Here is a 13,597-nt window from a genome sequence, read left to right on the forward strand (position 1 = left end):
ACGGAAGGTAGCCACGGGATTTCAGAGCGCTCTGAGATCCCCGGCCTACGTTCCCGGTGTGCTCACACCCACGGACACCGTCCCGCTCACCGGCCCCCTGGACCTCGCCGCCCTGCGCCGCGCGGCGCTGCCCCTCACCGTCACGGTGGACGAGGAGACCCGCGCACGCGTCGAACGCGGGCGCCGTCTCTTCCACGCGCTGCGGCACGGACCCGGCGGCGCGGACCGCCCGATATACGGCGCCGACACCGGCTTCGGCGCCCTCGTCGGCTACGCCGGCCGCACCGACGACGCCGACCAGTGCGACAACACCCTGGCGCACCTCGGCGCGGGACAGGGACCGGACCTCCCGCCCGGCATCGTCCGTGCCGCCCTGCTGCTGCGCACCCGCTCCCTCGCCCAGGGGCTCTCGGGTGTGTCCGCCGGGGTGGTCGACCGGCTCGCGGCGATGTTCGCCACCACCTTCGCACCCGCCGTCCCCCGCTACGGCTCCGTCGGCGCGAGCGGCGACCTCATCCCGCTCGCCTACGCCACCCAGGCACTGCGCGGCCGGGGCCACGCCTACCTGGACGGCGACCGGATGCCGGCGGCAGACGCGCTGGCGGCCGCCGGACTGCGCCCCCTCGCCCTCGACGGACGCGACGCGCTCGCCCTGGTCAACGGCACCTCCGTCACCACCGCCGCGACCGGGCTGGCCCTCGACACCGTGCGCGCCGCGCACCGCTCGCTCACCGCGCTCACCTGCCTGCTGACCGACCTCCTCGGCTGCGACACCGGCTACCTCGACGCCGACCTGCTGCGCGCCTACGGCCACCCCGGCACCGTCGACGTGGGCGACCGGATGCGGCGGACCCTGGCGGGCGGTACGCCCTCGGGCACCCGGCCGCTGCAGGAGCCGTACAGCATCCGCTGCGCCCCGCAGCTGCTGGGCGCGGCCGAGGACGCGCTGCGCCACGTCGACGGTGTCGTCGCCGCCGACCTCGTCGGGGTCAGCGACAACCCGCTGTTCCTTCCCGGCACCGGCACCGGCATTGGCACCGGCACCGATACCGGCACCGAGGACGCGGCCGTGGGGAAGGTCGTGCACGGCGGGAACTTCTTCGGACAGCCCGCCGCGTTCGCCGCCGACCTGCTCGCCTCCGTCACCGCCCAGCTCGGCAACCTCGCCGAACGCCAGCTCGACCTCCTGGTGGACCCGGCCCGCAACGGCGGGCTGCCGCCGATGCTCGCCACCGAGCCCGGAGCGCAGCACGGTCTGCAGGGCGTGCAGCTGGCCACCACCGCGTTCGTGGCGGAGATCCGCCGCGCCGCGACCCCGGCCGGCATGCAGAGCCTGCCGACGAACCTGCACAACCAGGACGTCGTCCCGTTCGGCACGCAGGCGGCCCTGCGTGCCCACGACACGGCCGAGCTGCTCGGCCTGCTGTGCGGGTCGCTCGCCCTCGGCCTGCGCCAGGCCGCCCACGCCGGAGCCCGCCGCCCCACCGCACCCCGGTGCGGGGAACTTCTGGACGCCCTCACCGAGGCGATCCCCCCGGTCGACCCGGACCGCCCGCTGGACGCGGACGTGCGAGCCGCCGACCGCCTGCTGGTCAGGTACGCCCGGCCTTGACCCGGCGTGGTACGAGGCGGGGAGCCCGGCCCCGGGGCGGCGGGGCGGAGACGGCCGGGGGGCCGCCCAGGGGCAGCCGGATGGTGAACCGGGCGCCCTGCCCGGGGCGTCCGGTCGCGGCGACCGTACCGCCGTGGTGCGTGACGACCTCCCGCAGCAGCGCGAGCCCCAGCCCGTACCGGCCGGTGGCCCCGCCCCGGTGGAACCGCTCGAAGAGCCGTTCCGCCTCGGCGGGGTCGAAGCCCTTGCCGGTGTTCGCGACGGTCAGCGCGACCGTGCCACGCACCCGCGCCAGGGCGACCTCGATCCGCCCGCCCGCCGGGCTGTGGCCGACGGCGTTGGACAGCAGCTCCCCGACGGCCCGGCGCAGCGCCGACTCGACACCGTCGACGAACAAGGGGTGCGGCGGACCGTCCACGACGACGGTGAGGCGCCCCTCCCGCACCCGGTCCGCCTCCTCCGCGACCACCGCACGGGCCAGTGCCACCAGGTCGACCGGCCGGTGCTCCGACGGCCGCGCCGGACCCGCCGCGAGGCTCGCGGACAACAGCAGGTCGTCCAGCACCTCGCCCAGCCGGCCGGCCGAGCCGACCAGCCGCGTCAGCCCGTCGCGGTGCGGGGCCGGCATACCCTGCGCCGCCGCCTGCCGGGCCAGCAACTGCGCCCGTGTGTACACCTGGGTGACCGGGGTGCGCAGCTCGTGGCTGGCGTCCGTGACGAACCGGCGCTGCCGGGTGAGCGCCTCGGCCAGCGGGGACACCGCGAGCCGCCCGAGGACCACTCCGGTGACCGCCGCGGCCAGCAGGCCCACCAGCTCGGCGACGCCCAGCGCGAACCACAGGTGCCGACGGTCGGCCAGCTGGAACCGCAGGTCGAGCACCGCCTGCACGACCTTCCCGTCCGCCCTGACCTGCGTACGCACCAGGTACTGGGTGTCGTCGCGCCGCACGGTGCGTTCCACCGGCTCGTGGGTCCGGCGGACCCGCCGCATGTCGGTCTCCACGGGGAAACCGGCCGGGGCGTTGGCCAGCGGGGTCGCGCCGCGCGCGAACAGCCAGGTGCACACCGGCGGACTGGACAGGTCGCCGCGCTCCGCGCCGTAGCGCAGCTCCCGCCACACCTGGTCGCTCTGCGCCCGCGCCATGACGGTGTCGGCGACCCCGCCGACGACGGTGACCAGCAGGGTGATGATCACGCCGGTCAGTACGGCGACGCGCAGACGGGCCCGGCGGACGGCCGCCCGTTCCCCGGACGCCGACGCGCTCACAACGCCCCCAGGCGGTAGCCCAGTCCGTGCACCGTGCGCACCACCTGCCGGCCGAGCTTGCGGCGCAGGTAGTAGACGTAGGTGTCGACGATGGAGGAGGCGGGTGCCTCCTCGAACACCAGCCGGCGCAGGTCCGCCCGGGTGTGGACGGCGTCGGGGTGCGAGGCGAGCACCCACAGCAGGGCGAACTCCCGGGCGGCGAGCGCGATCCGCTCGCCGTCCGCCGACTCGACCTCGCGCGGGCCGATGTGCAGGCGCCCCGAACCGATCCGCAGGACGTCACTGCCCTCCAGGGAACGCCGGCACAGTGCCCGTAACCTGGCGCCGAGTTCGTCCAGCTCGAACGGTTTCACCAGATAGTCGTCGGCGCCGGCGTCCAGGCCGTCCACCCGGTCGTGCACGGTGCCCATCGCGGTCAGCATCAGGGCCGGGGTGCGGACCGCGCGGCTCCGCAGCCGGCCCAGCAGGTCGAGGCCGTCCAGCACCGGCAGCCGCCGGTCGACCACGAAGACGTCGTACTGCCGGGTGAGACCGAGGTGCAGACCTCGTTGGCCGTCGGTCGCGACGTCGACCGCGTAGCCCTCGTCCCGCAGCACGTCGGACAGCATGCCGACCAGCTCCCGGTCGTCCTCTATCAGCAGCAGCCGCCACGGGTCCCGCGCGAGCTCCTGTGTCATGTCCACTCCTCTTCAGCCCCGCATCGGCCTCAACGCCCGTGTGGCACAAGGAAGTTCCCGGTACGGTGAGTGGTGGCGGGCGCGTGAACAGGAGGTGGCCGGCGGGTCAGGCGTGGTTCCGGGCGCGCCCCTCGAGCTCCTCGATGCCGTGGTTGAACTCGACCATCAGGGTGAGGAACTGCCGGGTGCGCTCCTCGTCCCAGCCCGCCGCCTCGATCAGCCGAGCGGCCCCCGCCCGGCTGATGGCCCGGTCGGCCGGCCCGCGAGTCTCCTCGTCTCCGTCAACTACTTCGGTGCCGTCGGACTGCTCGAGGGGCTGCGGCCGGTGCTGGCCGCCGCGGGGGAGTCCTCCGTGGTGCTCGCCTCCTCCAACTCCACCACCACACAGCCCGGCTGGGACCCGAGGCTGGCCGAGACCTGCCTGGCGGGCGACGAGGAGGCGGCCAAGGCGCTCGCCGACGCCCAGGCCGACGAGGGAGGCGTCCTCACCTACCCGGCCACCAAGGCCGCGATCGCCTACTACACCCGCACCCGTGCGTCCGACTACATCGCGGACGGCATCCGCCTCAACGCCATCGCGCCGGGCTTCATCGACACCCCGATGACCCGGGCGGGCCGGAAGGACCCGCGGATCGCCGCCGGCATCGAGGCGTTCCTCCGTTCCGTTCCGGCGGGTCGGGCGGGCACACCCGAGGAGGTCGCGGAACTGGTCCTCTTCCTGCTGTCCGCCAAGTCGGGTTACTGCGTGGGAACGCTGATGTTCTGCGACGGGGGTCTGGATGCCCGGCTGCGCGGCCCGGACTGGCCCAAGGTGCGTACGCCGCAGATGTGAGACAGCCGACGGTGGCGCGATTGGCATCGATAACATGATCTGCCATAGTCGCAGCTACCGATGGCCGGTCCGGGTTCCCGCGCCACCGCTGTCAAGGAGGCACTGTGCAGCGATCCGCCCTCACGTACGCCGACGGCACCCTGCTGCGCGACGGGCAACCGCACCGCCTCCTGTCGGGCTCGCTGCACTACTTCCGGGTCCACCCCGAGCAGTGGGCCGACCGGCTCCGACGGCTGGCCGCCCTCGGACTGAACACGGTCGACACCTACGTCCCGTGGAACTTCCACGAACCCACCGAAGGCGACGTCCGCTTCGGCGGCCCCCGCGACCTGGCCCGCTTCCTGCGGCTCGCCCAGGACGAGGGGCTGGACGTCGTCGTCCGGCCGGGCCCGTACATCTGCGCCGAATGGGACAACGGCGGCCTGCCCGCCTGGCTGACCGGCACCCCCGGCATGCTGCTGCGTACGTCCCACGGACCCTTCCTCGAAGCGGTCGACCGGTGGTTCGACGAGCTGATCCCCCGGGTCGCCGGGCTCCAGACCCGCCGGGGCAGACCGGTCGTGGCCGTGCAGATCGAGAACGAGTACGGCAGCTACGGCGACGACCACTCCTACGTGCGCCACATCCGCGACGCCCTCGTCGCCCGGGGCATCACCGAACTGCTCTACACCGCGGACGGACCGACCCCGCTGATGCAGGACGGCGGAACCCTGCCCGGCGAACTGGCGGCGGCGACCTTCGGCTCCCGTCCCGCCGAGGCCGCGGCGCTGCTGCGCTCGCGCCGGTCCGGGGAGCCCTTCTCCTGCGCCGAGTTCTGGAACGGCTGGTTCGACCACTGGGGGGAGAAGCACCACGTCCGGTCGGCGGCGAGCGCGGCCGGGGACCTCGGCGGCATCCTCGACGAGGGCGGCTCCGTGAGCCTCTACATGGCGCACGGCGGCACCAACTTCGGGTTGTGGGCGGGCGCCAACCACGACGGCGGCGGCATTCGGCCCACCGTCACCAGCTACGACTCGGACGCCCCCGTCGCCGAGAACGGTGCCCTGACCCCGAAGTTCTTCGCCCTGCGGGACAGACTGACCGCGCTCGACGGCGCCGCACCCCGACGCCCGCTGCCCCCCGACCCGCCGCTGCTGGCCCCCCGTGACCTGCCGGTCACCCCGCGGGCCGCCCTGCTCGACGCGTTGCGCGCGGCCGCGGAACCGGTGGCCGCCCCGCTGCCGCTGAGCTTCGAGGAACTGTCCCTGGCCTCCGGCCTGGTGCTCTACGAGGCCGCACCGCTGCTGCCCCCGGGGGACCACGAAGTCACCGTCACGGGCCTGCACGACCGAGCCCAGGTGTTCGTCGACGACGCACCCGTCGCCGTACTGGACCGCGAGAGCGCCTCGTTCACCGTCTCCGGTTCCGGAGCGCCGGTCCGGCTCGCGCTGCTGGTGGAGAACCAGGGGCGGATCAACTACGGCCCGTTGCTCGGCCAGGGCAAGGGCATCCTCGGCGGCGTCCGGGTGGAGCGGCGGCTGGTGCACGGCTGGACGATGCGTCCGCTGCCGCTCGACACCTGGACGCCCGGGGACACGGCACGCGCCGGGCAGGCGGCCCCCTCGGACGGCCGGGCGGGCTTCGCCACCGCGGTCCTGTCGGTGGCCGAGCCCGCGGACACCTTCGTCGCGCTGCCCGGATTCGGCAAGGGATTCCTCTGGGCCAACGGCACCCTGCTGGGCCGCTACTGGGAGATCGGACCGCAGACCACGCTCTACCTGCCCGGCCCGCTCCTGCGCCCCGGCGACAACACCCTGACCGTGCTGGAACTGGAACGCCTCGGCGACCGAATCGCCCTGCACGACCGCCCCGACCTCGGGCCGTCGCACGAGTACGTCGAGACCTTCGACTGACGCCCCGGGCGGACGGCGGCCGTGTGCGCCCCGCCTCCGTGCCGGCCGGCGGGGTGAGGAGCCAGGTGGTGCGCTCGGTCGCGCCCGGCGGCAGCCCCTGGAAGGCGATGCCCACGTTGTCGGCGTCGGCGGACTCGTGGGTGGTGAAGGTCGTGATGTACTCACCGGGCACTCCCGGGCTCAGCTAGGTGCCGGACGGCGCCGTGACACCGGCGCAGGCGGCCCCGGTGTCCGCCTTGCCCAGGTCGGTGACGGTGAAGTCGTCGAGGACGAGATCGGCGCCTCGGACGCTGAGGATGTTATCGATGCCAATGGGTCGCGCCTGGCTAGACTCCGGGGCGGGACCCGTACCCGCGCATGCGGCCAGGGTCGCGGCTTTCGTGGAGAGGCGAGCGATGTCATCGGAAACGCCGGCGGCCGACCGGACGCCCGTGAGCGGGCGCTCGGCCGACGACGGTGCCGCCCGGCAGCCCGGCATGGCCGACGTGGCGCGGCTCGCCGGGGTCTCCGCCCAGACGGTGTCCCGCACCCTGGCCGGTCACCCCAACGTCCGGCACGGGACCCGCGCCAAGGTCCTCGCCGCGGTCGAGGAGCTCGGCTACCGCAAGAACAACGCGGCCCGGATGCTGTCGTCGGGGCGCAGCCGGACCATCGGCGTCGTGACGCTGCGGACCACCTTCTACTCCCGCGCGAACCTGCTCTTCGGCATCGAGGCCGCGGCACGCGAGGCGGGGTACGCGGTCAGCACCGCCGCCACCGCGTCCCTGGACACCGCGGCCATCGAGGGCGCGCTGTCCCGGCTGGCGGAGCAGGACGTCGAGGGGGTCGTCCTCGCGGTGCCGCTGGTGCACGTGAGCCCGAGGATCGAGCGGCTCACCCGCTCGGTGCCGACCGTCACCGTCGACGGATCGAGGACACCGGCCACCGAGGTCGTCGCCGTGGACCAGACCCTGGCGGCCCGCCTGGCGACCCGGCATCTGATCGAGCTGGGCCACGAGGCCGTCTGGCACGTGTCGGGGCCCCCGCAGTGGCTCGACGCGGCCCGTCGCTGCGCGGGCTGGCGCGACACCCTGGAGGAGGCGGGGCTGTCCGTGCCGCCGGTGCTGGAAGGCGACTGGACACCCGCCTCCGGGTACCGCAACGGGCTGGTCCTGGGCAGGATCCCCGACGTCACCGCGGTGTTCGTGGCCAGTGACGAGATGGCTTTCGGGGTGATCCGGGCCCTGCACGAGGCCGGGCGCAGGGTGCCGCAGGACGTCTCCGTCGTCGGGGTGGACGACATCGCGCTCGCCGAGTACTGCTCGCCCTCGCTGACCACGGTGGCCCAGCCGTTCGCCGAGATGGGTGCCCTCGCCGTCGCCCACCTGCTGCGGCACATCGCGGATCCGGGCGCGGCACCGGAACCCGCCTCCGTCGAGCCCGTGCTGGTCGTGCGCGCCAGTACGGCGGCGGTCGGCGGTCCGGCGGGGCGCCAATCCTGACCGCCACCGGTCTCCAGCCGGCCCGCAGCCGGCCCGCCCCAGGCCCGCCTGTGAAGAGCCTGCGTTCAGGCCCGCCCGTGAAGAGCCTGTGCTCAGGCCCGCCCGTGAAGAGCCTGTGCTCAGGCCCGCCCGTGAAGAGCCTGTGTTCAGGCCCGATGGCACGTCCCAGCCGTCGCGGGAGTCTCGTCGGCGAGGACGAGTGCGGCGAGGAAGTCCTCGAAGGCCTGGTCGGCTCGCGAGACGTCACCGGTGGTCTCGATGTCCATGATGAGACCGCGGACGACCGCCAGTACGAGGGTGGCGAGTTCGGGACGGCCGATGCTGCGCATGCCGTCCTCGAACGGCCGCAGCCAGTCCGTGGTGGACTCGCGGCGGAAGCCCGGCCACAACTGCTGCTCGGCGTCCTCACGGAGTTTGCCGAACATGCTGAGGTACGGCCGGCCCGCCGGGCCGGTCATGACCCGCCAAGCTCGTCGCAGCGTGCTCGGATAGGGCTCTTCGGGCCGCGGGGCGACCAGTTCGCCGAAGAAGTCGCGCTGGCGTCGCCGTGCCCGTCTCAGGGTTTCCCGCAGCAACGCGTCCCGGGTCCCGAAGTGGTAGATGAGCATCCGGGCCGAGGTGCCGGAGGCCGCCGCCAGCGGCTCGAGGCGGTCGGGAAGCCCGTGCACGAGCGCGTGGTCGACGCAGGCGTCGAGGATGCGGTCGCGGATCTCGGGCTGCTTGTGTCGACCCATCGCCGAACTTTTTCACGTAACTGAAGCTACGTCTACCGTTGATCGTGGAGCTTGGCGCCCGGGTCCAAGCCGGATTCAAGGAGGAAGAGATGCGCGTTGTGTTCGTGCACGGGGCCTGTGTTCGTGACGGGGCGTGGTGGTGGCACCTGGCGGCCTCGGCTCTGCACGAGCACGGTATCGGCAGCACTGCCCCGGCCCTGTTGAGCTGCGGCGAGGGTGACCGGCCGGCCGGGCCGGACGGTCCAGGGCTGGCCGAGGACGTCGCCGCGGTGCGCGCGGTCCTGACCGAGGGGGACGAGCCGACCGTGGTCGTGGCGCACAGCTACGGCGGAATCGTCGCCGCCGAGGCGGCGGCGGGTGTGGAAGCGGTGCGCCACATGGTGCTGGTGTCGAGCTATCTGCCCGAGCCCGGCGAGTCCCTGTCGACGTTCGGAGCCGACGTACCCCCGCCGTTCCTGGACTTCGATCCCGACGGCGGCACGTTCGGCGCCCGGCCGGAGCTGTTCGCCGAGACGTTCGTCCAGGACTGCCCGCCGGATCTGGCCCGCGACGCGGCGGCCCTTCTGGTTCGGCAGACGCTGGCCGTGACCCGGCAGCCCGTTCGGGCGGCGGCGTGGCACGACGTGTCCACGACGTACGTGGTGTGTACCGAGGACCGCGGCACCCCGGTGGCCGCGCAGCGTGAGTTCTCCCGCCGTGCGGGCAACGTCGTCGAGGTGGACGCGGGCCACCACCCGTTCCTGTCGCAGCCGGAGGCCGTCGCCGACATCGTCCGGCGCCTGTCGTGACCGCGGCCGGGCGTTCAGGCCCGGTGGGAGCTGCGGGAGGCCGGTGCGGGGGTGGGCAGGGGGCTGGTCGCCGCCCGGGTGACCTCGCCGACCAGCTCGACCACGTCCGGGCCGTACGCCTGTGAGTTGACGACCTTGAGCAGCAGCACGAAGGAGTTGTTGCCGTGCTTGCGGGCGAGCTTCTCGTGGTGGCGGGCGAGGTAGCGGGTGGCGGCCTGGTTGGTGATCGCGCGCTGGCCGCAGAACAGGAAGGCGGGCCGGGCCTCGCGCCGGTCCCCGGCGGTGAGGCGGGCCAGCAGCACGTACTCCGTGACACCCGCCTCCAGTCGGTAGCGCTCGCTGCCGATCTGGAAGGCGCCCCGGTCCGGGCCGGGCTCCGGGTCGACGTTCATCCGCACCCCGGGCAGCATCGCCGCCATGTGGGCGACCATGCGCCGGTTCGAACCGGGGCCGCCCACACAGAACTCCGTGCGCTCGCCGAAGCCCTGGCCGACCATGTCCTGGGTGACCACCTGGGCGTGCGCGCCGCAGTCCTTGATCAGTGCGGAGAGTTCCAGCAGCGCGAAGACGTCGAAGCGGTGGACGGCCGGTTCGGAGGCGGCCGGGTCCCGGTTGACGACGAGCAGCGACTCGGAGCTGTCGGGCAGCCCGAAGAACGCCTGCTTGCGCCGGAGTTTCCGCTTCCACAGGTAGGTGCGGGCGAGCCAGCCCAGCGTGGCGCTGATGCCCGCCGCGACCACACCCAGGACGATGTTGCGTACGTCGTCAGTCATGGGCGGGCATGTTAGCGGGCGTCGGCGTATCTGTGTTCGACGGGCGGCGGCGTGCGGGCCCACCGCACGCCCGACATTCCGTGCTGCCCGACAGCGGTCGGATCGTGGGTCGAGCCGAGTGGTACGGGGTACCGGCAGCGATGCCGAACCCGGCGGCGAGTAGCCCGTAGTCGTCGCCGCGCTGGTGGTGTCGGGCCGCGCCGCGGGTCAGCCGCGGATCCTGCTGGTTTCGCGGGTGAACTGGCGGTGGCCGATCAGCTTGTAGGCCACCCGGGCCGGGGCCGGCAGGACCTTCATGAACCTTCGCCGTTCCGCTTCATCGGTGTCCTCGGTGATGTGGCCGAGGATGACCAGCCGCCGTGTGAGGGGGATCGCGCTCATGCCGTGCTTGCCGAGCGCGTCCCATTCGCTCTGCGTCAGTGTGACGGAGACGATCGGCAGTATTTCCTGCTCCTCCTCGGCCAGATGCTCGATCAGTGTCGGCATCATGGCGTCGATGCGGGCGGCCATCCGCTCGCCCGCGGCGGCGTCCGCGCTCGCCGTCCACGCGGGCAACTCCGCGTCGATGGCCGTGACGGCGTCGTCGACCTGCGCGTGCTGCGCATCCATCCGGTCCATCAGCTCCGGATCGAGGTCGGCTCGCTCACGCAGCAGCGGAAAGAGGAGCTCGTCCTCGCCGGTGTGGTGTGTGTGGAGGAAGGTCAGCATCTCCCGGGCGTGCGCACCGATGACCTCGGCTCGGGCACGGTCACCGGCCGCGGCGCGGAACAACCGCGGCAGCTGCCCGAACTCGCGCCGGAGGACGCGATGGATCAGCACCATCTCGTGGGTGTCGACGCCGGTCCCGAGGGCACTCACCGTGACTCCTCGACGGCAGCGGCGTTCAGGATGGCTTCACGTGGTGTGATGGTCGCCCGGCCGATGAGTTTGGTCAGGTCGTCACTGTCGGTGAACAGCTCTCCCCGGGCCAGCCCGGTGTCCGCATCGGCCACCGCGGCGGCCATCTCCGGGGGCAGCCCGGCGTCCGTCAGGGTCGCGGTGTAGTCGGCGACCGGCACGTCCCGGTACGTGATGTGGGTGCCCAGGACGTCGCTGAACGTGGCGGCGAGTTCGGTCAGCGTGAACGGCGTTCCGCCGAGTTCGTAGGTCGCGCCGAGGTGCCCGTCCTGCGTCAGCACCGCCACTGCGGCCGCCGCCAGGTCCTGCCGGGCCGCCGCACTGACGCGCCCGTCCTGCGCGCTGCCCAGCAGCGCGCGGTACTGGGTGATCATCGAGAGCTGGTCGGTGTAGTTCTCCAGGTACCACCCGTTGCGCAGGATGACGAACGGCGACCCGCTGTCACGCAGGTACTCCTCGGTGCGGCGATGCGCGTCAGCGAGCATCATCCGCGCGGTCGAGGCGTTGAGGGTGCTGGTGTACACGATGCGGGAGACACCCGCCCTGCGTGCCGCGTCGATGGCGTTGCGGGCGTTGTCGAACCGCTCACCCACCGTCGTCGTGGAAACCAGCACTATCGTGGCGGCACCCGCGAAGGCGTCGTCGAGGGTGCTCGGATCGGCGAAGTCCGCGCGCCGCACCATGACCCCGTTCCGTGCGAGGTCGGCGAGCTTGCCGGTGTCCCGGCCAGTGGCAACGATCTGTTCCGGCGGCGTTCCGGCGGCGAGGAGCTGGTCGACGATGAGCCGGCCGAGGTGACCTGAGGCTCCGGTGATGACAGTGGACATGGTGTTTCCCTTCGACAAGTGTCCGGCGTGGGTGCACTGCGGCGCAGGTGAATCCCCCTGGGCGTGAGGGCCACGTGCGATGAGCCGGTGTGTCAGTTCCAGCCGCCGTCGGCTTCGATGGTGGTGCCGGTGATGAAGGACGCGTCCGGGGAGAGCAGGAACGCGACCACGGCGGCGATTTCGTCGGGTTGGGCCAGTCGGCCGAGTGCGCTCATGGAGCGGATGAGTGCGGGGAACGGCACATCGGCGAGGGCGGGGTGGACGTAGTGGGGGGCGTAGTCGGCCATGCGGGTGGCGGTGGCGCCCGGGGCGATCGCGTTGATGGTGATGTTCCGCTCGGCCAGTTCGGGAGCGAGATTGCGCACCATGGCCGGAATGGCCGCCTTGCTTGCCGCGTACAGGGCGTGCTGATGGACTGCCAGGCGCGCACTGACCGAGGAGCTGAGCACGATCCGGCCACCGTCGGTCATCGCGGCTACCGCCGCCTGCGTGACGAACAGCTGTCCGGCCACGTTGGTGTGGAAGAGGCGGTCGAAGTCGGCCTGGGTGATGGTTTCCAGCGCTCCGAAGTGCTCGACGCCGGCGTTGCTGACCAGCAGGTCCAGGCCACCGAACTCGGACACCACCGCGCCGACGAGCGCGTGCGTCTGCGCCCTGTCACCGATATCGGCCGGGAAGGCCGCCGCGGCACACCCGCTGTCGTGGAGTTCGCCGACGAGTGCCTCGGCGGCCTTCTGATCGGTTCGCCAGTTGACCGCGACCGTGGCTCCCTGGGCGGCGAGCCGCCGCACGATCGCGGCGCCGATTCCGCTGCTGCCTCCGGTGACCAGGACCCTCTTGCCCGACAGGCTTGATGTCGATGTCATCGCGCTCCCTGCGCTCTCTCTGTCTTGGCCGGATGTGAACAGACCTTGGCTCGCACTGCCAGACGCTGCATCGAGCCGTCATCCTAATTCGTCAGGATTATTGACTACATTACTCATGTGTCGGCAGTGACGGCAACTGAAGCCGGTCGGCGTGGGACGGCTGAGGGGCGGGGTATGTCCGGAGCGCGGCGAGCGCGCCCCGCGTGTCACCGAGTCCGGGGCCGGGGCCGGGGTCGGCGGCGGTCCCGCCCGTCGGCGGTTGTCGTAGGGTGTGAACCTCGTGGGATCAGGCGGGCGACGGAGCCGAGAGAGCGGTATGGACGACGAGCAGCGGGTTGATCTAGGGGTGGCGCTGTTCATCCCGTACCGGTACACCGAGGACCGGATGTTCCGGGCCCTGCAGGATGCCGGGTTCGACGACTGGACCCTCGCCCAGTGCCGGGTCTTCCAACGCGTCGCACCGGACGGTTCGCGCCTCACGGACCTTGCTGACCAGGCGCAAATGAGCAAGCAGAGCGCCGGCGTACTGGTTGATCAGCTGGAGCGCCTGGGCTATGTCCGTCGGGTTCCCGATCCCACGGACGGCCGCGCCCGGCTGATCGTGATCGAGGAGCGCGGCAAGCGGGCGGTCGAGGTGGCCTCGGCGACACTCGACGAGATCCTCGCGGAGTGGAAGGAGTACCTGGGCACCCGCAACTTCACGCTGCTGCACCAGATCCTGGAACAGCTCCGCGAGATCACCGACCCCTACGCGCGGTAGGCCCCGGCCGCGCCGAGCTGTCGTCATCCGATTCCCGTTCGCCCGGAGTCTGCCGGGGTCGGCGGGTGCCGGTGAGGTTCGACCCCGCCTCCTCGTAGTCAGCCTAATTGACTTGTTCGTCAGTTATTCTGACTACAGATCGCGCGTCCGCAAGACACGCGATCCTTCTAACTTGTGGGGCGCCCGGCGCC

At 72.4% G+C, this 13,597-nt stretch carries 13 protein-coding genes; 6 read left to right on the plus strand and 7 right to left on the minus strand.

Annotated elements, in window-relative coordinates; genetic code table 11:
• Positions 1 to 58: 58 nt before the first annotated feature.
• Positions 59 to 1,612 (plus strand): aromatic amino acid ammonia-lyase, encoded by a 1,554-nt coding sequence (locus C4J65_RS28780; protein WP_115745022.1) that lies wholly within the window; start codon positions 59 to 61, stop codon positions 1,610 to 1,612.
• Here C4J65_RS28780 and C4J65_RS28785 read toward each other — a convergent pair.
• On the minus strand, positions 1,593 to 2,879 hold the full coding sequence (locus C4J65_RS28785) for a HAMP domain-containing sensor histidine kinase (protein WP_240330544.1): 1,287 nt from the start codon (positions 2,877 to 2,879) through the stop codon (positions 1,593 to 1,595). The two genes, C4J65_RS28780 and C4J65_RS28785, sit on opposite strands and share 20 nt — an antisense overlap.
• The gene (locus C4J65_RS28790) at positions 2,876 to 3,556 is read right to left on the minus strand and encodes a response regulator transcription factor (RefSeq protein ID WP_115745023.1); all 681 of its coding nucleotides are present in this window, start codon (positions 3,554 to 3,556) and stop codon (positions 2,876 to 2,878) included. Before C4J65_RS28790 ends, C4J65_RS28785 begins: the two co-directional genes overlap by 4 nt.
• Positions 3,557 to 3,704: 148 nt before the next feature.
• Between C4J65_RS28790 and C4J65_RS28800 the strand changes: the two genes are divergently transcribed.
• From C4J65_RS28800 to C4J65_RS28815, 3 genes are all read left to right on the plus strand, one after another.
• Positions 3,705 to 4,388, plus strand: coding sequence for an SDR family oxidoreductase (locus C4J65_RS28800; RefSeq protein WP_240330545.1), 684 nt, complete (start codon positions 3,705 to 3,707; stop codon positions 4,386 to 4,388).
• A 104-nt stretch (positions 4,389 to 4,492) separates the two neighbouring features.
• Complete coding sequence (locus C4J65_RS28805; RefSeq protein WP_115745024.1) at positions 4,493 to 6,280, plus strand: glycoside hydrolase family 35 protein; 1,788 nt, start codon at positions 4,493 to 4,495, stop codon at positions 6,278 to 6,280.
• A 395-nt stretch (positions 6,281 to 6,675) separates the two neighbouring features.
• Entirely contained in the window at positions 6,676 to 7,761 is a 1,086-nt protein-coding gene (locus tag C4J65_RS28815; RefSeq protein ID WP_115745025.1) for a LacI family DNA-binding transcriptional regulator, read from the plus strand.
• 146 nt (positions 7,762 to 7,907) lie between these two features.
• Here the strand turns inward: C4J65_RS28815 and C4J65_RS28820 are convergent, their stop codons facing one another.
• Positions 7,908 to 8,495 carry a TetR/AcrR family transcriptional regulator gene (locus C4J65_RS28820; RefSeq protein ID WP_115745026.1) on the minus strand — a complete coding sequence of 196 codons (588 nt, stop codon included), beginning with the start codon at positions 8,493 to 8,495 and terminating at the stop codon, positions 7,908 to 7,910.
• A gap of 89 nt (positions 8,496 to 8,584) precedes the next feature.
• Between C4J65_RS28820 and C4J65_RS28825 the strand changes: the two genes are divergently transcribed.
• Positions 8,585 to 9,283, plus strand: a complete 699-nt coding sequence (locus tag C4J65_RS28825) for an alpha/beta hydrolase (RefSeq protein ID WP_115745027.1) — start codon at positions 8,585 to 8,587, stop codon at positions 9,281 to 9,283.
• A 14-nt stretch (positions 9,284 to 9,297) separates the two neighbouring features.
• On the opposite strand, the gene C4J65_RS28830 is transcribed toward C4J65_RS28825, so the two are convergent.
• The 4 genes from C4J65_RS28830 to C4J65_RS28845 form a co-directional block, all read right to left on the minus strand.
• On the minus strand, positions 9,298 to 10,056 hold the full coding sequence (locus C4J65_RS28830) for a hypothetical protein (protein WP_115745028.1): 759 nt from the start codon (positions 10,054 to 10,056) through the stop codon (positions 9,298 to 9,300).
• Positions 10,057 to 10,263: 207 nt separating this feature from the next.
• Complete coding sequence (locus tag C4J65_RS28835; protein ID WP_205351083.1) at positions 10,264 to 10,914, minus strand: hemerythrin domain-containing protein; 651 nt, start codon at positions 10,912 to 10,914, stop codon at positions 10,264 to 10,266.
• Positions 10,911 to 11,780 (minus strand): SDR family oxidoreductase, encoded by an 870-nt coding sequence (locus C4J65_RS28840; protein WP_115745029.1) that lies wholly within the window; start codon positions 11,778 to 11,780, stop codon positions 10,911 to 10,913. Before C4J65_RS28840 ends, C4J65_RS28835 begins: the two co-directional genes overlap by 4 nt.
• Positions 11,781 to 11,872: 92 nt before the next feature.
• Positions 11,873 to 12,646 carry an SDR family oxidoreductase gene (locus C4J65_RS28845; protein ID WP_205351084.1) on the minus strand — a complete coding sequence of 258 codons (774 nt, stop codon included), beginning with the start codon at positions 12,644 to 12,646 and terminating at the stop codon, positions 11,873 to 11,875.
• A gap of 316 nt (positions 12,647 to 12,962) precedes the next feature.
• On the opposite strand from C4J65_RS28845, the gene C4J65_RS28850 reads away from it, so the two are divergent.
• The gene (locus C4J65_RS28850; RefSeq protein ID WP_115745030.1) at positions 12,963 to 13,406 is read left to right on the plus strand and encodes a MarR family transcriptional regulator; all 444 of its coding nucleotides are present in this window, start codon (positions 12,963 to 12,965) and stop codon (positions 13,404 to 13,406) included.
• Positions 13,407 to 13,597: the final 191 nt, after the last annotated feature.

It is taken from the genome of Streptomyces sp. CB09001, from assembly GCF_003369795.1.
Lineage (GTDB): Bacteria > Actinomycetota > Actinomycetes > Streptomycetales > Streptomycetaceae > Streptomyces.